Source organism: bacterium, from assembly GCA_021371935.1.
Taxonomy (GTDB): Bacteria; Armatimonadota; UBA5829; order UBA5829; family UBA5829; genus UBA5829.
The window spans coordinates 379,316-399,997 of the sequence record JAJFVF010000002.1 but is presented as its reverse complement, the minus strand read 5'-3'; the positions used below and the strand labels follow the sequence as shown (position 1 = coordinate 399,997).

The 20,682-nt window shown below is 48.0% G+C and carries 15 protein-coding genes; 9 read left to right on the top strand and 6 right to left on the bottom strand.

All coding sequences use genetic code 11. The features are described 5' to 3' along the window. Nucleotides 1-2 precede the first annotated feature (2 nt). From LLG46_01830 to LLG46_01815, 4 genes are read left to right on the top strand one after another with little or no spacing between them, the layout of a single operon-like run. The gene (locus tag LLG46_01830; GenBank protein MCE5322035.1) at nt 3-1,076 is read left to right on the top strand and encodes a glycosyltransferase; all 1,074 of its coding nucleotides are present in this window, start codon (nt 3-5) and stop codon (nt 1,074-1,076) included. Beyond that, nucleotides 1,054-2,922 (top strand): O-antigen ligase family protein, encoded by a 1,869-nt coding sequence (locus LLG46_01825; GenBank protein ID MCE5322034.1) that lies wholly within the window; start codon nt 1,054-1,056, stop codon nt 2,920-2,922. The genes LLG46_01830 and LLG46_01825 overlap by 23 nt, the downstream gene beginning before the upstream one ends. Next, complete coding sequence (locus LLG46_01820) at nt 2,919-3,782, top strand: hypothetical protein (protein ID MCE5322033.1); 864 nt, start codon at nt 2,919-2,921, stop codon at nt 3,780-3,782. The genes LLG46_01825 and LLG46_01820 overlap by 4 nt, the downstream gene beginning before the upstream one ends. A 36-nt stretch (nt 3,783-3,818) precedes the next feature. Next, nucleotides 3,819-4,550 (top strand): sugar transferase, encoded by a 732-nt coding sequence (locus LLG46_01815; GenBank protein ID MCE5322032.1) that lies wholly within the window; start codon nt 3,819-3,821, stop codon nt 4,548-4,550. A 54-nt stretch (nt 4,551-4,604) separates the two neighbouring features. On the opposite strand, the gene LLG46_01810 is transcribed toward LLG46_01815, so the two are convergent. After that, nucleotides 4,605-4,982, bottom strand: coding sequence for a HEPN domain-containing protein (locus tag LLG46_01810; protein MCE5322031.1), 378 nt, complete (start codon nt 4,980-4,982; stop codon nt 4,605-4,607). Between the two features lie 198 nt (nt 4,983-5,180). Here LLG46_01810 and LLG46_01805 point away from each other — a divergent pair, with 198 nt between their 5' ends. From LLG46_01805 to LLG46_01785, 5 genes are all read left to right on the top strand, one after another. Then, on the top strand, nt 5,181-8,201 hold the full coding sequence (locus LLG46_01805; protein MCE5322030.1) for an extracellular solute-binding protein: 3,021 nt from the start codon (nt 5,181-5,183) through the stop codon (nt 8,199-8,201). Nucleotides 8,202-8,211: 10 nt separating this feature from the next. After that, complete coding sequence (locus LLG46_01800) at nt 8,212-10,224, top strand: carbohydrate ABC transporter permease (GenBank protein MCE5322029.1); 2,013 nt, start codon at nt 8,212-8,214, stop codon at nt 10,222-10,224. 93 nt (nt 10,225-10,317) lie between these two features. Next, a complete protein-coding gene (locus LLG46_01795) occupies nt 10,318-11,301 on the top strand; it encodes an ATP-binding cassette domain-containing protein (protein ID MCE5322028.1) in 984 nt (327 codons plus the stop codon). Next, nucleotides 11,298-12,089 carry an ABC-2 family transporter protein gene (locus LLG46_01790; GenBank protein MCE5322027.1) on the top strand — a complete coding sequence of 264 codons (792 nt, stop codon included), beginning with the start codon at nt 11,298-11,300 and terminating at the stop codon, nt 12,087-12,089. Before LLG46_01795 ends, LLG46_01790 begins: the two co-directional genes overlap by 4 nt. A 1-nt stretch (nt 12,090) precedes the next feature. Further along, nucleotides 12,091-12,894 carry an ABC-2 family transporter protein gene (locus tag LLG46_01785; GenBank protein MCE5322026.1) on the top strand — a complete coding sequence of 268 codons (804 nt, stop codon included), beginning with the start codon at nt 12,091-12,093 and terminating at the stop codon, nt 12,892-12,894. Nucleotides 12,895-12,954: 60 nt separating this feature from the next. On the opposite strand, the gene LLG46_01780 is transcribed toward LLG46_01785, so the two are convergent. From LLG46_01780 to LLG46_01760, 5 genes are all read right to left on the bottom strand, one after another. Beyond that, nucleotides 12,955-13,962 (bottom strand): peptidyl-prolyl cis-trans isomerase, encoded by a 1,008-nt coding sequence (locus tag LLG46_01780; protein MCE5322025.1) that lies wholly within the window; start codon nt 13,960-13,962, stop codon nt 12,955-12,957. Between the two features lie 22 nt (nt 13,963-13,984). After that, entirely contained in the window at nt 13,985-14,755 is a 771-nt protein-coding gene (locus LLG46_01775) for a FliA/WhiG family RNA polymerase sigma factor (GenBank protein ID MCE5322024.1), read from the bottom strand. 211 nt (nt 14,756-14,966) lie between these two features. After that, nucleotides 14,967-15,818 (bottom strand): metallophosphoesterase, encoded by an 852-nt coding sequence (locus LLG46_01770; protein ID MCE5322023.1) that lies wholly within the window; start codon nt 15,816-15,818, stop codon nt 14,967-14,969. A gap of 119 nt (nt 15,819-15,937) precedes the next feature. Next, nucleotides 15,938-18,310, bottom strand: coding sequence for a hypothetical protein (locus tag LLG46_01765; GenBank protein MCE5322022.1), 2,373 nt, complete (start codon nt 18,308-18,310; stop codon nt 15,938-15,940). Nucleotides 18,311-18,322: 12 nt separating this feature from the next. After that, the gene (locus tag LLG46_01760; protein MCE5322021.1) at nt 18,323-20,674 is read right to left on the bottom strand and encodes a hypothetical protein; all 2,352 of its coding nucleotides are present in this window, start codon (nt 20,672-20,674) and stop codon (nt 18,323-18,325) included. Nucleotides 20,675-20,682: the final 8 nt, after the last annotated feature.

Here is a 20,682-nt window from a genome sequence, read left to right as displayed (position 1 = left end):
CGGTGTTCACAAGCATCGCAGATATGGATTGCCTGCCTAAATCATGGAAAAGCTGGGACATCCACACGTCAAGCCTGCAACGTTTTTCACTAGCCCACAGGAACCATCGGCTATTCCTGCCATTGATGGCACTTTACTTTGAGCAACTCGATTTATCGGAATATGATCTTGTCATAAGCAGTAGCCATTGCGCAGCAAAATCGGTGATTTGCGGGCCTAATACTGTTCATGTGTGCTATTGTCATTCTCCACTGCGATATGCCTGGACCACTGATCCAGCTTCTTTCTACTCAAAGAGAACCAATCGCTTAAGTAAGTCCATTATGGCTGCCGCAATGCATTGGGCAAGGCTATGGGATTACTGCAGCGCGGCCAGAGTGGATTGCTTTATAGCAAACTCAAATACCACCAAGGATCGAATAAAGAAATATTACAGGCGTGAAGCAGATGTTGTATATCCCGGTGTGGACATTTTTCGCTTTCAGATTAGTGATGACATTGGTGACTATTATCTTGTGCTTTCAAGGTTGGTTCCGTACAAGAAAATTGATCTAGCCATAAATGCTGCTAATAAGCTAAAACGTCGACTGATCATTATAGGCAGCGGTCCTGATGAAAGATTGCTGAGAAAAATCGCAGGCCCAACCATCGAATTTCGAGGAAACCAGCCTGATTATGAAGTCGCAAATACTTTATCTCACTGTAGAGCGCTTCTTTTCCCAGGAGAAGAGGACTTTGGCCTGACTCCTGTGGAGGCTCAAGCATGTGGCAGACCGGTAGTGGCGTATGGCCGTGGAGGTGCCACTGAGACGGTAATCGACGGAATTACAGGCCTGCTTTTCAAAGAACCGACAGTCGATTCACTCTGCGAATCCATCGTTCAACTAGAATCAATGACCTTGAATCCAACTCGAGCACGTAAGAATGCTGAACATTTCTCAATTGAGGCTTTCAAACAATCATTTTGTTCAACCCTAAACGAAAGATTACCCGCTTGGATTTCAGGACATATTCCACCGCCTGCTGCTCCAGCTAGAACAGATGAGGTCATTTATGAAACAGCAAACTATCGATAATGTTGAAATAGACTCACTGCCGACTTTGAAAAAAATTGATAGTGGGCAAACAGCGGGCTGGATTCTTCAAATTGGACTTGGCATCCTGCTTGGATTCTCTGCAATACAACAACTGCATAGCAAATTGCCAATCGATGACGTCTCTTTCCTTCTTGCGACGATGGCAGTGCTGGTGGCTGCAGTTCCCCTGCCATTCATTCCGAGACTGAATATACCATGCAGCAAAATTTGGAATGCTTTTCTAATCATTGGACTGGTTTGGTATGCCTTATTCTCGGTGATGAGTTATATATATTTTCATAGGTATACATTTTTTGAGACAGCCGACAAGCCACAGGCAATTGCGACATTCACACTATCTGCATTGCCCATTGCACTCTTAATAATCATCCTCACCCGGCGAACCAAACATGCCTCGGCAATGCCCTCGTGGATGTTTGCGCTATTGCTATTTGGTATTTGGGGTCTACCATATAATTTACAATTCGGCCAGCTCCCTATCTGGATACTCAGCTTTGTCATTGCTTATCAGGCAGCTTTTCTCGCTCGTGGAGTACGAGTCCTGCTGCTAGCAATATCAATTGCATGCCTGGAATTGCTGGCTCTCAGCTTAAGTTATTATATAGCTCAACCATCTTTTCCACGGTTCGGCGCAGACTCTCTTGCAGGTCCCAGCACTGTCGGGCATTACATGCTTCTAATTATAGGCATATCTGTTGGTTCACTGATTTATGCTTCCAAGAAAGCTCGCTTCCCGGCAATCATCATTACGGGATTTTTTATTGTATGCCTGTTTCTAACTCAAACCCGTGCAGCTCTTGTTGGGATGCTTGCTGGAGCACTCTTTTTTATATTACAACAGCCGCGCAACAGCAAGATAGACCGTCGAATAGTTATTAGCCTGGTGCTTGTCGCTATTGCTGTGGTTCTTATTGTAACTATGCTTACAATAGCTCGCCAGCCACATGAAGAGCGTGGAATGATGCTTGTCTGGGCAATGCGAGAATTTGCGCACAGTCCATTGATCGGAAATGGCATAGGCTCCTGGCACTCATCATACACTGAGCATCTTATTAGTGCACATCTGCCTCTGACTGAAGATCACCTTCATTGCCACAACATTTTCGGCGAAATACTGTGCAATATGGGCCTTGTCGGCTTGTTTATTTTCGTACTAGTTTTCTATTGTTGCTATAAAGTGTTTGCCAATGCGCGAGAATCTTTGGATAACCCGGCTGAACGCAATGCTCTGATCGCCTGTGCAGCAGGAATTTTTGGATTTATATTATCGCTTGCGGTTGATGTAATTTATTGGTATCAAGCTGTCATGCCGATTATTCCAGCGCTGATAGGCACTTGGATGGGCTATATGGCTTCAAAAGACAGCAACTCAGCATCATATATCGTTGGAACGAGTAATATCAAAAGATATATGTTTGCCATAACAACGGTGGCAGGAATGGCGCTGATTTCGATTTTATCAGCTAAATCTCTGCCGGTGAATTATCAAGATTATGCAAAAAAACTGAGTCACAAGTGGTTTGTGATGGGTGATGCCGGCGAACTGCCTTTTGGCGATATCCAGGTCCGGACAATAAATAAATCGGGGAAACCCATTGAAGGAGTAACGTTAACTCTTCATCCATATAGGAAGCAATGTTTCTCCGACAAAAATGGTGATTGTCTGTTCAAGCATATACGAAAAATACCGGTGGGGCAAAGCAATCATCTGAAACTCCATTGCAATGGCTACAAAGATCAAGTAACCGATTTTTCACAGGTGGAGCACGGTCCAACATTACTTAGAATCACACTCGAACCTTTGAGCAAAGGACAAGAAAGATGAAAAGCATGATTTATGAGCGAGGCTTATTATGGATATCACTGTTGATCGCAATTATTGTCATCTGCAGGGGCGGTATTGATCGAATATCTGCAGCTTCACCATCGACAAATACTAATGACAGCTCTCATTCAGTGCGCATATATTCCACCCTTGCAGAAATTAAACAAGCTAAAGACGGAGAAATAATATTCAGACCGTGCAGTGGCAATGAGCCAGTGGTAACGTTCATAAGGATTGAAAAAAACCTGAAGACGAAGGCATCGTGGTTTTCAATTGAAGCTCGTGATGCAAGTGCAGGTTTATGGGTCGAGACAAATCATGGCATGTTTTTGCCTGATCCATTAGCTGAGGGTGACAAGATCGTTTATATGAAAGGTAGACTGGAATCAGTTTGGTACGCAGGACGAGTATTTCGGCTGGCTGCCGTTCCGAAGTATTCGCCGGGTAATCCTCAGGATATACCGGAAGCGATTAGTGTGAGTGTGAGGGAATGTGGTGGTGCTAAAGATGGCAACACTCCCGGTACAGTAAACGCTGTGGGACGGAATACTGATAGTATGCTTATAAAAGTCAAAGGCATATCCAGTGGCTATGGTAAGAATGGAGAGTCTGAATGGTTTTTTCTGGACGATGGAAGCGGAGTGCCCAACGATAATGGCTATAAGGGTGTAAGGATCATGAGAGGCACTGATGTATTTGATCCGAGTGTTCATTTCCCAACCAGAGATGGTACCAGAGTTGAGGTTGAAGGATTGTCCACAAGCAAAGACATTCAAGGCGTTGGTAGAATTCGTGGATTAAGGATCAGATACGATGGCAAAGGAATTGTCAGTGATAGAGTCCGCATGATAGGCAGGTAGTATTGGTCGGTGCCAGGAACTGGAATGGAGATTTTGATGATGAATAAAGTCATTGATCAGGATATAGATGCCGAGTGCAGAGTGTCTTCTTATGAAGTCGATCTCAGTTCCATTGATACAGCACCCACTTCAATGCTTCATAAAGAACTGCAGGCTAGCTCTACAGCAAAGCGCTGGGCTGATCTTTTAGTAGCGATTCTTTTTCTATTTATTACTGCCCCATTGATTTTCATCTTATCCCTTGTCATAAGACGTGACGGTGGGCCAGCGCTTTTCCGCCAGCAGCGAATAGGCCGTAATGGAAAGCTGATTACTGTTCTAAAGCTAAGATCAATGGAAGTTGGAGCCGAAGAGGTAATACGTAGAGATGAGCGAATGCGAGAGCACTATAAGTCTAGTTTCAAACTGGCCGATGACCCGCGCGTAACTCCGATTGGAAAACTGCTTAGAATAACATGCATTGATGAACTTCCACAGCTAATCAATGTCATACTTGGTGATATGAGCCTTGTTGGACCTAGACCCGTGTTATATGAGGAAACTTTGATATACGGTGATTCGAGAGAATTGATCCTGTCGGTGCAACCCGGCATGACCGGCTGGTGGCAAATTCATAGAACTGAAGATACGGATTATCCTGAACGAGTACGAATGGAGGCATGGTATGTCAGCCATTGGTCGTTGCTTCTCGATTGCAAAATCCTGCTGCAAACTTTTCCATATATCATAAAGATGGTCGTGAAGTACCTTGTTAATAAGGAGGTTTAGCTTTACATGCTGCGGAGATATCCGACTAGGTATGTAATATTCGCTAATACACAGTCAATACATCGACTCTTTGATCCAGTCAACTATTGTCTGAGCACAGCGTAGGTGAAGACGTGCGGATTTGCGATCATAGTTTTGAGAAGGCACGCCTGAGACTGCTTCAGGACTGCGAGTGGCAAGAAACTCGGGGTTCAGTTCAGCGGCTGCATTCATAACCTCCAGTGGCGCTTCGAGTCCATTGCACATCTGTATCAGATTATGACCACGTGGAATTTTCTGTTCCTGCTGAATTGTGGCAGCCCTTAGAGCCTGCTCGGCAGCCTGCTGCGCAAAAAACACACTGGCAAAATAAACCCCAGCATCCAGAAGCGTTACGGCTGCTGCATAATTGGCACGCGCCTGCGCCCAGCAAGCCTCCGACATTTTTCTCATACCTGTCCAGCCTTCACGTTCCACTTGTGCACCTTTTATTTTGATAAGTGTTGATACCCTATATTTTGCACAACCAACGCATTAACATTCTAATGTAGCTTATCTTTACAACGGACTTGTAATTTTGCTGATGAGCTGAGTTATGATATACTCAAGTAAACAAATTATACAATTACAAATAAGGGATATTTACCAGTAATGATCAGTCTTAAGTTCTGGAAAGCAGCCTCTCTGAAATTTATATTCTCCACATTGCTGTTCATCACAACTTTTGTTGTATCGCTGCCTGCTGTTTTTGCACGTGAAAAGGTGGAACTACGACTGTGGAACGTTCCAGACAAGTCTATTGCCGACCCTCGTTTCGTGGCGAGACGCAGAGTGTTTGAAGAGTTTTGCCGCAAACACCCGGAAATCAGAGTAAAAGTGCTTTCGCCTCTAGCGGTTCAAGAAGGCCCTGCATATGAAAGTAATGAGTTCCTTGCCATGGCAGGTGGAGTTGCACCAGATGTACTGACCCCATATGTGCGTAAAATCCCAGCCTATCGTCAGCAGAAATTCTGCTATCCATTGAACGATTACCTCACAAGATATCGCAAAAGCACAGGCAAAAATTTTACCGGTATTGCTGCCCCGAGTGCCGCCTGGGAACCGGCCATTGACGGCAAATCGGTAATTGCCATCCCGCAATCGTTTTATGCTCTTGCGCTCAAGTGTGACAAAGCCTGTTTTGCCAGAGGGGCACTGGCAGGCCGCGCTCCAAAAGACTGGGATGAACTCTATAGATATGCGCGCCATATGACAATCGATCCGAGAAAAGAACCTGACTCCAAACCAGGAGACCGCAGGCAATATGGGCTTTCAATGCTCACAGGGTTTTCTGCAGGATGGCACTTTATTGACTATGTATGGTCTGGCGGCGGGGAAGTGGTGCGCTCATACTATCGCAAAAATGATTCCCTTATACCTACGCCTCCACCTATGGCTGACTACAACCATTTGAATATAACAATATCGGATGCGGCAACATACTATCCAAGACTGCAAAACGCCGATGAAACCCTTCGTAAACTGGGTGTGCCGACAGGTTATTCGGCATATGATCTTGAATGGCGAATGGTTACAAACGAACCAAAAGCCATGCGAGCATTCTATTTCTACAGAAAGCTGATCCATCAGCCATGGATGCGCAATGGCGATCATGAGTTTGATATTACGCCGGCGATGTTCAAATCTGGCAAAGCTATAGACCCACAGACCGGCAAAGTATTTGACCTCAAAGACCAGGCTGTCCGTAAACGCATCTATTGGGGTGTCACTCAGGCAAAAGACAATCAGTCCGGCAGGCTCGGAGGAGTGAATGTCTCTTATGCGATGGAAATATCCACTCTCAGTGACGCTGATGTTCTCGATCAATACAAATTCTTTGTTGCGCCTATCCCTTCTTATAAAAATGAGAAGCATGTGGCATACGTTGCGGGCGATTATCTGGCTATAAGCGCGGGGATCAAAGCGGAAGACAAACTAGGCAGGCGCAATGTCAACGCTATCAGGGATGCCGCATGGAAATACATTGAGTTTTGCACAGGTTCCGAAGCGCAGCGCATTATAGCCCAAACGCTGATCGGCTATGGCATGGGTGAGTATGTACGTCCCTCCATCCTAAAAGAAATCGGATACACAGACCTGCTTGCTCGTCAACCGGCAACTATGCGACAGCTCTGGAAAGATATCGAGACAAACGGCAGAGTCGAGCCATACTGCCCCGGCTGGACCAATGTTCAAACGCGAGAGCTGAACATGCCGATCGAGACACTCATAAACGACACGCCCGATCCAAATACAGGCAAGTTCAAATACGATCCCCAGAAAATCATGGATGAGTCTGTACGCAATGTAAACACCATGATATTAGGCAAAATGCCGGATTCAGAGGTCAAGCGCCGGTCGAGGATCGGTTGGGGCATCTTTGCGATAATGGCCCTTGCGCTAGTGTGGGCTGCCAATAAAGTCGTCAAACTTGCAATGAGCAGTCAGGCCAAGGTCAATGACAATGAAGGCTTTGGTGTGGGCGGAAACAAAGAGCGCAAACGGCTTTACGCATGGCTTTTCCTGATACCCGCTGTCGGCACAATACTTATCTGGGCATATTATCCGCTTATGCGGGGAATGATAATGGCATTCCAGGACTATAAAATACTGGGCGGGTCCAGTTTTGTCGGTCTGAGAAACTTTATCGAAGCTGCAAGCGAGCCCAAGTTCTGGCAATACCTACTGCAGACATTCCAGTATATGGTGATGCTTGTCGGATTGGGCTTTTTGGCGCCAATCGGACTTGCAATACTGCTTACCGAAATACCAAAAGGCAAGGTGTTGTTCCGCACTATATTTTATCTGCCCGCTGTGACGACCGGAGTGGTCACACTCTTCCTCTGGAAATGGCTGATCTATGATCCTACGGAATATGGCATCATCAACAGCCTTATCCTTTGGTTTAACACACTGCCAGGTCCGCTCGCAATATTTATTAAACTCGCCGTGCTTGCAATCGGCATAATGATTACTATTTCACTACTCTTGCAGTCTACAGCCACAACAAACTCAAAACGGGAAAGATGGTTGGCTGGTGTGCTGGGGGGCACGCTGGGTGTCATCATTGTCGGCTACCTGGGCAGTCTCCTTTTTACGGGTGGACTGCACGCCGTTTCTACGGCTTTCGGCAGCAAATTCAATTTCAGTATACAGTCGTTCCTGAGAGACCCGAGCCTGGCTATGCTGTGGCTGGTGATCCCGGTCATATGGGCAGGAACAGGTCCCGGGTGTCTGATATACCTTGCCGCAATGAAAGGTATACCGGAAGAACAGTATGAAGCAGCAGACCTGGATGGAGCGGGTTTCTGGCAGAAAGTCATAAATGTCATGTATCCGAACCTGCAGGCTCTTATCATCATCAACCTCGTGGGAGCGGTCGTGGGAGGATTCAAGGAGTCTACCAACATCTTCTTGATGACCGGCGGCGGACCGCAGGATGTGACTATGACAACCGGCCTGTATATCTGGTATAACGCATTCATGTTCCTCAACTTTGGCTTGTCTACGGCCATGGCCTGGATTATGGGCGCGATACTGCTCGGGTTTACGCTGAAGCAGCTTCAGATTCTTAACAAAATCCAATTCCGAAACACATCTGTCGAACAAGAAGCAAAAGGCGCGAAGGGGTAAGGCAAAATATATGTCTCTGGTAAGTGTGGTTGGACGCAAGTCCCTTAAGGTCAGATTAATGTTTTTGGCAATGTATCTCCTGCTGATGGTCGGCGCTGTGACAATGGTCTACCCGTTTTTGCTGATGGTATGTATGGCAACGAGCGGCAAATCCGATTCAGTGGAGTTTAATCCAATTCCTGCATACTGGACAAACGATTCTATCCTGTTTAAGAAGTATATTTTTGATGCCGCGCCGATTGAATCGCTGAGCGTATGGTTCGACAAAGACAACTGGTTTACAGTCCGCGATATACAGGCATCTGATTTTGGTCAATTGCAAAAAGTGCCAGCCAGCCATCGCAAAGCTGCCGCTTCGGATGCACGTGACTTCATAGCAAACGTCTGTCCCGCTGAATTCAAACAGCCGCTCTTCCTGGACACCACTGTTAGTGACAGCCCGTTTGCATTGCAAGCTGTATATTTCAAATGGCTAAAAACCAAATATCACACCGTTTCGGCGGCAAATAAGGCCTATACCGATACTGCGCAGACTTGGGAGGACTTTGGAATTCCAACTCAGTCAGACCATCGTAAGCCGGACGGCAGCAATCGATCAAAGGATTGGCGCAAGTTCATCGAGACGCGCAGTCCTGAATGCACCGCGCTTTTTGATGCGGACACTGTTCTATACAAATTTTTAAGCACTGCCAATATACCAACGACTCTGAAGTCAATCCCAAGAGACGCGAATGGCCACCCTATACTTTCAAAAATCACCTACGATGATCTTATTACAGGAAAACTGGGACCTGATATCAAACATGACTTCCTAACCCAGTCTGCATGGGCAAAATATATAAGGCTCGATATGGCGAAGGCTACTCCCGCTTGGAAAGCATATCTCGCTCAAAACAATAAACCTATTTCCACCCGGCTCACAGATACGGAACCCATCACAGAAACCGATGCGGCTCTATGGAACCGATTCATACAAACCAATTGCCCTCTGGGCGCGATATCGCTGATGAGACCCGAAGACAGTTGGCGGCAATACTTGAAGCACAAATACGCTAATATAGAGGATGTAAACCAAGCATACGGCACCAGCTATTCTTCATTTGAAACCGTCAGAATACCATATGCTGTCCTGCATTATGATTATTTCCTGTCGCATAAAGACTCAATCCGGCGGCAGTATATGGTTTATAACTTCGCCACCGTCATCAACTATATCGCGCTTCACGGTCATGCTCTCTGGGTCACAGTGATCTATATCTTGCTCACCATAGGCACAACGCTCACCGTGAACCCACTTGCAGCATATGCAATGTCGCGCTTCAGGCTTAAGGAGACTTATCATATATTGGTATTTCTGCTTGCCACGATGGCATTCCCAGCGGAAGTGCTGATGATCCCAAGTTTCCTGATGGTAAAAAGCTTCCCTCTCGGTGGATTGCTTGTGGTAGCAGCCTGTACACTAGGGTTTATTTTGTTCCAAAAGAAGTTCGGCTCCAAAATGCCGTTGATGCTGAGCGCAACGCTTGCACTGGTTGTCACAGGAGTGCTTGCGGGTTGGGTGCTGCCACATGTCGCGTCCGCCCTCCATTTCAACATATCCGCAAGTCTGATGAACTCATACTGGGCACTTGTGCTGCCGGGACTTGCCAATGGATATGGTATCTTCCTGCTCAAGGGGTTCTTTGACAGCCTGCCCCCCGAAGTGTATGAAGCCGGTTTGATAGATGGAGCGGGGGAAATGCGTATGTTCTGGAGCATTACCCTGCCGCTTTGCAAACCCATACTGGCTGTCATTGCGCTTGGTGCGTTCGGAGCGGCATATGGAGCCTTTATGCACGCATTCCTGGTCTGTCAGGACCCCAAGATGTGGACACTTATGGTCTTCATCTATGAATTCCAACAAAAACATACGATGCCGATGGTAATGGCTTCCCTGGTAATCGCAGCCATTCCGACTATGGTAGTGTTTATGTTCGCTCAGAATGTGATCCTGCGTGGCATTATTATTCCGACATATAAATAACGAGTAAAAATCGCACGTCTACGAAGGAATATCTGATGCGCTGGTCGAAGTTGTAGCTTCGTCTCTACTTCTACTTTACATCGGGTATGTCCAATGCCACAGATTATTGCCGATAATATCGTCAAAACGTTTCGTGTCGCCCAACGAACCTCGGGCACGTGGGGAGCATTCAAAGGACTGGTACGGCGCAATTATCAAACCGTGCACGCCCTCGATGGCATCTCGTTCCAAATTGAACCGGGTGAACTGGTTGGTTATGTCGGTCCAAACGGCGCAGGTAAATCGACTACCGTAAAAGTGATTTCGGGAATTCTGGTTCCCGACTCGGGAATGTGTGAGATACTTGGTAGAGTCCCCTGGAAACAGCGTGTGGCACATGTACGCGATATAGGTGTTGTGTTCGGACAACGCACACAGCTTTGGTGGGATTTACCCGTAATCGAGTCTTTTGATCTGCTCAAAGATATCTACCGGGTCTCGAATAAAGAATATCTGCAAACAAGAAACGAACTCGTTGAGATTCTTGGTCTGGCAAATCTGGTAGATACGCCCGTCCGTCAGCTCAGTCTGGGTCAAAGAATGAGATGTGATCTTGCTGCAGCGCTCATTCACTCACCTTCAATTCTCTTTCTGGATGAACCTACAATCGGTCTGGATGCGGTCTCAAAACTCGCGGTTCGAGATTTCATAAAACGGCTGAACCATCAAAAAGGAACCACCGTAATCCTCACGACACATGACATGGATGATATTGAAGCCTTGTGCAGTCGGATAATCGTAATAGGCGGCGGACGCATCCTTTCTGACGGCACGCTTGATGATTTGCGCATCAGCGTCAGCACTGAACGCAGACTTATTGTGGATCTTGTTGATGAAAACAGCCAGATCAGCGACCCAGACGCCGAAGTTATCAGTCGGGAAGGCAGCAGAGTCCATATGCGGTTTTATCCTGATCGAATTTCGCCTGCGGAGCTTATATGCAGGATTGCAGGCAAGCATGCTGTGCAGGACTTGTTTATAGAAAACCCGCCGATTGAAGAAATAATCGCACGTCTCTATAGAAAGATAGGCCGATGAGAACATATTGGGCAATAATAAGCGCGAGGTTTCGCATGCTGCTGCAGTATCGTGCGGCAGCAGTTGCCGGTTTTGGGACTCAGTTGTTTTGGGGGCTGATTCGTATCATGATTTTCGGCGCCTTTTATCATTCTACAAAGTCGAGCCAGCCGATGACATATCCAGAGGTGGTGACGTACATTTGGTTGGGTCAGGCACTCTTCGCCATGCTGCCGTGGAGTATGGACAGTGATATCAGAGCTATGATGCGCACAGGGACAGTTGCGTACGAATTGCTTCGTCCTTTGGACCTCTACTGGACCTGGTATTGCCGAGCGGTGGCGATGCGCATTGCTCCCACTGTACTTAGAGCCATTCCGCTAGTGATAATTGCTATGCCATTTTTTGGCATGAAGCCGCCTGCCTCGGCTGGGTCAGGACTCGCATGGGCCGCTGCAATGATCGGCGCTTTGGCTGTCGGATGCGCGATTACCAATCTCATATCCGTCTCGCTCTTCTGGACGATTTCAGGCGAAGGCGCGAGTCGGTTGATTCCAATAGCCGTATGGATGTTTTCAGGGTCTATAATCCCACTGCCGCTGCTGCCCGGATGGGTTCAAAACATATTGTATGCGCTTCCATTTCGCGATCTGGTCGATACGCCCTTCAGGCTCTACTTGGGACATATTCCTGCATCTGACATATGGCTTGTTCTGACCCGTCAAGCAGCATGGACGATTGCACTGGTGATTTTTGGACGATGGATTATATCCCGAGGCACTCGCATGCTGGTGGTGCAGGGGGGCTGATATGTCCAACACGATCGGGCTTTATTTTAGATATGTGACAATTGCAATACGCGCACAAATGCAGTACCGGCTGTCATTCGCCATGAGTGCAATTGGAAATCTTCTGGTCACGGCTATGGAATTCATGATGATGTGGGCTCTGTTTGACAGGTTCAAGGCGCTCAACGGTTGGACACTGCCCGAAGCTGCTGTTATATACGGGATCGTCCATGTCGCATTTGCTATAGGTGAAACGGTTCCACGTGGGTTTGATGTGTTTCCAGGGATGATAAAGTCCGGTAATTTCGACCGCGTACTACTCAGGCCACGAAACGCCGTACTTCAGATATTGGGCCAGGAAATTCAATTCACCAAGATCGGGCGTTTTGCACAGGGATTTTTTGTGCTCCTCTGGGGCGCAAACACTTTGCAGATAATCTGGACACCTGCAAAAATTGCACTAACAATGGGAGCTATTATAGGCGGAGCATGCTTTTTCTTTGGGCTGTTCGTAATGCAGGCTACAATGGCATTCTGGACAATCGACAGTCTGGAGATCATAAATACTCTCACGGACGGAGGAGTGGAGACTGCTCAATTTCCAATCTCAATCTACAAACCATGGTTCAAGCGATTTTTCACGTTTGTTGTGCCACTGGCGTTTGTCAACTACTTTCCATCATTGGCCATATTGGATCGGCCTGAGAATGCATCGCTGCCCATAATGCTGCCCTGGCTTGCACCAGGGGTGGGAGTTGCATTTCTTGTAGTATGTCTACACATCTGGAAAATCGGAGTCAGGCATTATTGCTCGACCGGCAGCTAACAAATTGGGCGCGACTGATTGATCGCGCCCGATATAGCCTCTCAGTATATTATTATAGAATTACTTGGCAACCGGAGTTTTATCGGAAGTCGGTTTGAGCTTTTCTTCCAGGCTCTTGGCTGCTTCCTTCTTGATATTATCTACTATTCCTTTGTATCTCTCGGCATTGACTACAATGTCCGATTCCTTGGTAAACTTCTGCATATCCTCGCGGAATGTGCCTGTCTGCGAACCTTTTGCAACAGCAATCTGCTCGCGGATCATATCCTTCACGTCATTATATTTCTGGATCCGCTGCGGCCGTTTGCGCTCTGCTCTCACAATAACCCACTTGCCGCCATCCTCAAACGGTTTGCTGAACTTACCCGTCTCGGATGAAAAAGCAAAGTTTCTTATCTGGTCTCCGAACTGCTTATCTTCCTTGCCGACCCAGCCGAGCTTACCCTGGCTCTGCTTGAGCATTGGAATGTCGTTGGTCTGCAGGGCAACTGTGGTAAAATCAGTGCCGCTCGAAATCATCTTGTAGGCTTTGTCCACAGCCTTCTTGTCTGAGTTGATAATGACACTTACGAACACCTGAGCCGGACGCTTGAATGGCGAGTTCTTTGCCGCAAGGGCCTGTTCATATGCCTTTTTGACATCAGCATCAGGGACGGTGACACCCTTGGAAACAACATTCACCAGAGCTTGCTGAATGGTGAGCTGTTTCTTGAGATCGTCCATCGTCATACTGCGCTGAGCAAGTACCTTTGCCAGGTCTCCCCCGCTCTCTTTTTTGATCGCTGTAATCTTTTTGTCGATCTGCTGCGAAGTCGGCGCCACGCCTTCCTTCTCGGCAAGCCCTTGAATGAGCTTCTCACCGATGATCTGCTCGATCACATATTGACCCGCCATTTTTGTCCCCTGCTGAGTCTGTACGGGCACCTGCTCGAGTCTTGAATAGAACTCATCTTTCGAGACTTTCTCGCCATTTATCTTGACAAGGCCCTTCCTTCCGCAGCCTGCAAGTAGTGTGCTCAATATTGCCAGTACCACTATAGCGATCAGACTAAATCTAATCTTGTGCATTAAAATGCGCTCCTCTCAGAATTTAATGGAACAGCGCCAAGTCGCGCTGTAAATAGCCCCTCAGCCTCAGGACAGCCTGCGTGTGAAGCTGATAGACCCTGGACTCTGATACCTCAAGAATTTTTCCGATCTCTTTGAATGTGAGACCTTCATAATAGTAAAGAGCAATTACCAGTTTTTCCCTATCAGGCAGTCGGTCGATACCCTCGCCAAGAGATTGTCTCATCGCTGACGACTCTACATCACCTGAAGTGTCTGCGGAATCATCACAGACCACATCCGCCAGATGTATCTTCTCATTGCCTTCACTAGAAAGGACAATGTCGTCCAAACTCAGGAGCGATGCACGGCCTGTGTCGGCAAGCAGCGTATGAAATGCATCCATCTCCAAACCCATCGCTTCAGCCACTTCTTCTTCAGTGGCAGGTCGCCCAAGATGGCTCTCCAGCTCGACATAGGTCCTTTCAAGAGCCTTGACTCTCTCTCTGACCGACCGTGGCACCCAGTCTTCCTCACGCAGCATCTCCAGAATCGCTCCACGAATCAGAGCGATTGCATACGTCTCGAACTTGACTTCGCGCTTGGTATCGAACTGGTCTATAGCTTTTATAAGACCAATAATTCCCGCGCTTACCAGATCGTCACGCTCAACATTTGGAGGAAGACTCGTTACTACACGTCCGGCAGTAATTTTCACCAAATACGCATAATGCTGGATCAGCGTATCTCGCGCCTTCACATCTCCACCGATCTTGTACCTGTGCCAGATCACCTGCAAATTAGGTGCGCTCATTTACAAACTTCCCAACTATCAAAGTAGTGGTACGAGCCTCATTGTACAAGACACACAAGTTCGTGTCAACAGATGAGCTTGCCAATTGCCTATCCGCCTGACAAACTCTTATACGCGCATGTACCTCGGCAGGATTCCCGATAAAACAACTTCTTGTGTTCTCCCAGAAAATATATCGGCTAAAAAATCGTTGGCCTTAACAAAAGTTAATTCAGCATTTCCTGCGAAGAGTAATATAAACGATCTCAGGCGGACAGAACAAACGAATGTGCAAGCGGCTGGTACCGATGCCCCGACATACAAATAAAGTGCTCTCGCCAACATCATCCTTCAACAATCGCATAAGCATATCAGGTGTATATAAGCCGTCGTTGAGCTTGCGATTGGCGCGCATATGTGTCCAAAACCAACTAATGCCGGGAATGCGCACCTGGCCTCCATGAGTATGCCCCGATAAAATCAGGTCCGCACCCCTGGCAATGCCATCCGGCGCTGATGACGGGCAGTGTGTGAGAAATATTATGAAATCCTTTGGGTCAACACCAGCAAAAGCAGCATCTATATCCGCACTGCGCGAATACGGATCATCAACACCTACAATCGTAATGCTCTGACCATCTCTGGTGATCCTGCTTGAGGAGTTGACCAACATATCCAGACCGTCAAACGTCAGCGCTTCTCTGATGATCTGGGTGCTTACCCATGGTTTGTGCTCAGAGTTACCCAAAACGGCAAAAATTGGATCACGATGTGTGATTGCCGAGCACACCCTCCGGAATATATCGGACGCTCGAGGCTTGGATGTAACGTCACCGGTAACCATGCACGTGTCGACCTCGGTCCTGCCGATGATCTCCATCGTGCGTTTTTCCAGCAAGCCAAGCTTGGTAAGGTGCAGGTCTGATATGTGCAGTATCCGGTAGCCGTCAAATGCGGAAGGGAGATTCATAAATACCAACTCCAGTTCCCGCACCTGCAGGTTAAACTGTTCACATGTCATATAGCCGCCAAGGCCTGCAGCAGCAGCGCCCCCAATTATGGCATATATCGTGCTTGCATCCAACTGATATACCAGACTCCTCAAATCAGAAATTAGATGTATGAGGCTAGAAGTAAGAAACCTCGGTCAATCCTGCTAATATCTTACCTCTCCTGGTATATTCTACCATTTTCAGGCATATATTATGGCTTGTCGAATTTTACCAGATCAAAGTTCGAAGTGTCGAACACTAAATATTCCCTGCCTGCGTCGCAGCCGAGTTTTACTTCAACTATCGAACTCGTTTCGAGATGTCCATCGACTGCTTTACCCTCTTTGCCATATGGTTGTAGATCAGAAAATTTAAAAAGCAAATGACGCTTGCCCGGGTCGCTGGGCACGATTGTGCCTGCGTATGCAGCGCCGTCTTGCTGCACGAAGATGATGTTGATCTTCGACTTGTAGCTCTCTACCGGCACATCCAGATCGAATGCCACAGCGTCGTAGCCGGACATGTCTACGGGCTTATCGAAACGCATGACTGGGTATGCCCATCGGTCACCCTCACCCTCAAATTTGGTATCTATGCGCAACACATCAGGCTCGGGATTATTCATCTTTAGTGCGCAATTTTCCGAAGCATCAGGAACCCATTTATCGGGGTCCTTTGCCCAACCCAGCGCTTTGTGTTCATAAGGCTGAAGAACAAGCAGGTCATAACTGAACAGGCTTACACATTGAGCAGGCTTCTCATTTTTAAATTTGCTGTGCACAACAACCCTGAACTCGTTATCACCAACCTTTCCGGCAGGCTGCACTTTGAACGTCAGTACCTGGCGTCCCATCGGTTCCAACGTAACGTCGCGCTTCGGGTTACCGATGCTCCATCCATCCGGCACACTCACTTCGACACTGCCACTGGCTCCAGTCTTATTATTGAAATTGTATGCTTCCACGGTATAATCAAAAGCGCTATGGTCAGCCATCTTATATGCATTCTCTACCTTTGAAACATCCATATTCGCATGCCCGTATATCACGATCCGGGAAGGCTTGAGTTTGGGCAGTCTTCCCGGTGCACGAGGCGTACCAGCCAGCTTGTTCTCGATGGTCTTGCCAATGTCGAGCAGATAGACAGCCTCTGGACCAGTTTTCAGCCTAACATAGCCGTTATTGCAGGCAATCGTGCTCTCGGCACCGAAAATATTTGCCAGGCGCAGCGTCTCCCTGTCAGTCGGGACTATAATCTCCGAGTCTTTGTCCGACCAGACTACGAGCACGTTGCCTTTGGCAGTGGAAAACATTTGAGCCGTGACGACATCATTGCCGGATTTGTATTCACCTTTGTATGTGGACTCACCAATAATATTTGCCGCCGCCGAGAGAGCCAGAAAAGATGGATACGGAGTCATATCCGGCTGCAGCGCTGCCCACTGGACCGGACCCTCATTGTAACTCGGCAAAACGAAGAAAAAGCTCTTGTCCGTGCCAGCCACTGCCGACATTACCTCGAAGCGAGGTATAAACTGGCATTGAGTGCGCTGGTCTTCAAAGCTCAATATCTTTTTATTAGGTCCTTCGGAACCTTCAAGAGCAATGCCTGCCTCCGTGAGCCAGATCGGACGGTCGGCCGCGCCATACTTGCTCAACAGCTCTATGTGAGCCGCCAGTGCGCCGGGATACACGGACGGTTTGTCATAAATGTGCCAGTTGAATATGTCGAAGTAATCTGTTGTGCCGGACTCATACATGCATTGCTCGGTCGGCGTCACCCCTTTTAGCAGCGCACCCTGCAGCACTGTCGCCTTCGGATTACCGTCCTTATAACCCAGATAGATCGCCTTTACCATTCCTGAATAGCGGTCGGCCGCATCCAGCAAAAGACGGGTGTCCGGCTCATTCCATATTTCCCAGACGCTTATTCGACCCGAAAACTCGCTTGCAGCTGCACGAGCGAAGTTATAAAGGTCGCGCAGATCATCAGGACAGATGTTATTACTGCTTGATGGATGAGACCATTCTGGGCTGTCGTGCCACATCTGACAGATATGAACCCCTTCTCTCGCGTATTTGTCCGCAAGTGTCCTGTATACTCCCCAGCTAAATACGCCGCGCTCTTTTTCCGTGCTTCGCCAGGCAAGCCTCTCGCGAACCCAACTTATGCCCGCAAGATGGATCATACGAACCATCGTGTCGTGATTTTCATTCTTGACCAGCCAAGCTCCGGCGACATCCGTGCAGACTCGGCCATCAGCAGGCAGGGGAGCATTGCCTCTGTCTATCACAACGCCTATTGAAGCCGATACTTCTGTTGAGTTGTCTTTGCATTTGAGCAGATACCAACCCGGTTTCAGACCGGTGATTTTGATCTCTGATCCGCTGCCGCTTTTGACGCTGCTGCCGAAGTAGTCGGTCAATTCATAATTGACGCTGCCCTGAGCATCTTTTACTTGTAACGTTATCGCACCGTCTGCCCTGATAGTGTTACCTGGCGCATCGGATGTGATCGTCATAGCAAACGCATTGGGCACACCTATAAAACACAGCAGCACCGTGAGTGATAAAGTCCTGATCATTAACTTTGGCTCCTAAGGATTATTGAATTTCACAAGTTCGAAACCGGATACGTCGAAAGCAACATGCTCCGACCCCGCATTGCAGCCGAGCTTTATTGATGATATCGAATCTGAATCAAAGTGTCCATTCGGATCCTTGCCCATGAAGTCCAGACGCTCAAGATTCTGGAAGAGAAAGACTACACGCCGCTTGCCGATTGTGGGAAGTGTGGAGGCTATATAGTGAGCGCCGCTGCTCTCCACAAACATAATACGCATCGTCGTCGAGCCCATATCCTCCGGCACATTCAAATCGAAAGCCAGACCATCATAGCCCGACATATTCAGCGGCTGTTGGAAGCGAAGTATCGGGTATGCCCACTTGTCCCCCTTGCCAGCAAATGTGAAATCAAAGTGCAGGGTGTTGGCATCCAGGTTGGTCAGCATGATAGTGCCCACTGGAGAAGCCTCTTTTACCCATATCGAGGCGTCTGTCCAGTCCAGTGATTTGCGCTCAGAGGGCTCGACCATACCAGGGTCAAAGATGAATGAACTAATAGTTGGCGCCACTTTTTCATTCTTGAAATTGCCGTTAGCTATGAGCCTGGATGACTCTGCGCCTGGTGAACCTGGTTTGACTTTGAATGTCAGTGACTCCCGCCCCATTACTCCAAGCCCGACATTTCGCTTGGCATCCTCGACAATCCAACCCTCGGGCGCGGCAAGCGTTACTGTGCCTGTGGCAGAGGCTTTATCGTTGAAATTGTATGCATCCACGACATAGTCAAAAACGCTTTGATCGGCAAGTTTATATGCTCCCGCCTCTTTCATGACAGGAAAGTTTGCATGGCCTACAAGCACGACTCGTGAAGGATTGAGCTTCGGCAGTTTACCCATAGGGCGCGGCTTGCCAGTCAGTTTACTTTCAATGGACTTGCCTACATCAAGCAGATAAACCGCATCCGGGCCTACCTTAAGCCTGGCATAACCCATCGGACAGCTAATTGTACTCTGCTGACCGAATATATTCGCCATATGAAGCGTCTGCTTTTCGGTCGGAACGATGATCTCGGACTCTTTGTCTGACCAGGCAACCAATACGTTGCCCTTGGGAGTAGAGAATACCTGCGCCGTCACATCATTATTGCCGGACTTGTATTCACCCAGATAACTTGACTGGCCGATGATATTGGCTGCCGCAGACAGAGCCACAAACGACGGATAAGGTGTCATGTCCGGGTGCAGAGCGCCCCACTGGATATTCCCTTCCGTATAGTTGGGCAGAACGAAAAAGAAGTATTTGTCGTTTCCCGCCGCAAGCGACATAGCAGCGCCGCGTGGCATATATTGACACTGAATATGTTGATTCTCTGAGTTCAACTCGAGTTTACTTGGACCTTCGGTTCCCTTTACCACGACGCCTGCTTCTGTGACCCATACAGGACGAGTTGATGCGCCAAATTCTTTAAGCTGTTCCAACTGAGAAGCAAGAGCACCCGGATATATATCGGGCTTGCTGTAAATATGCCAGTTGAACGTATCGAAGTAGTCTGTGACGCCGGAATCGTATATTCCGCGTGTGAAATTGGTGACTCCTCTGGCAATTGAACCCAGAAAAACACTTGCCCTTGGATTGCCGTCCTTCAAACCGAGATACGCAGTCTTGACCATTCCAGCGTAAAAATCATAGGGCAGACTGCCGTCCGGCTCGTTCCATATCTCCCAGGTCTCTATCTGATGCGCAAAATTGCTCGAAGCCGCGCGCGCGTAACGGTAATAGTCCCTGAGGTCACCCCGACTGACATTATCTTTGATTGCAAGTTGAGTCCATTTGGGAAAGTCGCCCCAGTGCTGACAGATGTGAACACCCTCGGCCTTATACAAATCCGCAAGAGTCTGATATTCACCCCAGTCTATATTGCCGCGCTCCCGTTCTGTGCCGCCCCAACTCAATCTCTCACGAACCCATGGGATACCCGCAAGATGGATCATTTGAACGAGCGATTTGAACGAATCTCCCTTTACCAGCCATGCCCCGGCGACATCGGTGCATACGCGGCCATCCTCTGGCAGTGGTGCGTTTCCACGGTCAATTACCACGCCGATAGACGTGGAAGTTTCCCCTGCTGAATCTTTACACTTGACCTCATACCAGCCGGGTTTCAGCCCAGCTATATCAATTACATTTGTTGACCCATCTGCTATCTTGCTGCCAAAGTAATCCGATATCCGATAACTAACGGCTCCCTGAGCGTCCTTAATTTCAAGCCTTACACGGCTTCCTTCCTTAAAGATATTGCATGGAGCGTTGGATGTTATGGTCAGAGCAGAAACGGGACCGCAAAGTGCGCACAGTACCATCAATGCCGATATTGTCTTGTGCATTTACATGT

Excerpts from the sequence above, each read along its gene's own strand:
- LLG46_01795 (MCE5322028.1), top strand. The coding sequence starts at position 10,318 with ATGCCACAGATTATTGCCGATAATATCGTCAAAACGTTTCGTGTCGCC.
- LLG46_01775 (MCE5322024.1), bottom strand. The coding sequence starts at position 14,755 with ATGAGCGCACCTAATTTGCAGGTGATCTGGCACAGGTACAAGATCGGT.
- LLG46_01820 (MCE5322033.1), top strand. The coding sequence starts at position 2,919 with ATGAAAAGCATGATTTATGAGCGAGGCTTATTATGGATATCACTGTTG.
- LLG46_01825 (MCE5322034.1), top strand. The coding sequence starts at position 1,054 with ATGAAACAGCAAACTATCGATAATGTTGAAATAGACTCACTGCCGACT.
- LLG46_01800 (MCE5322029.1), top strand. The coding sequence starts at position 8,212 with ATGTCTCTGGTAAGTGTGGTTGGACGCAAGTCCCTTAAGGTCAGATTA.
- LLG46_01805 (MCE5322030.1), top strand. The coding sequence starts at position 5,181 with ATGATCAGTCTTAAGTTCTGGAAAGCAGCCTCTCTGAAATTTATATTC.
- LLG46_01810 (MCE5322031.1), bottom strand. The coding sequence starts at position 4,982 with ATGAGAAAAATGTCGGAGGCTTGCTGGGCGCAGGCGCGTGCCAATTAT.
- LLG46_01785 (MCE5322026.1), top strand. The coding sequence starts at position 12,091 with ATGTCCAACACGATCGGGCTTTATTTTAGATATGTGACAATTGCAATA.
- LLG46_01780 (MCE5322025.1), bottom strand. The coding sequence starts at position 13,962 with ATGCACAAGATTAGATTTAGTCTGATCGCTATAGTGGTACTGGCAATA.
- LLG46_01760 (MCE5322021.1), bottom strand. The coding sequence starts at position 20,674 with ATGCACAAGACAATATCGGCATTGATGGTACTGTGCGCACTTTGCGGT.
- LLG46_01815 (MCE5322032.1), top strand. The coding sequence starts at position 3,819 with ATGATGAATAAAGTCATTGATCAGGATATAGATGCCGAGTGCAGAGTG.
- LLG46_01790 (MCE5322027.1), top strand. The coding sequence starts at position 11,298 with ATGAGAACATATTGGGCAATAATAAGCGCGAGGTTTCGCATGCTGCTG.
- LLG46_01765 (MCE5322022.1), bottom strand. The coding sequence starts at position 18,310 with ATGATCAGGACTTTATCACTCACGGTGCTGCTGTGTTTTATAGGTGTG.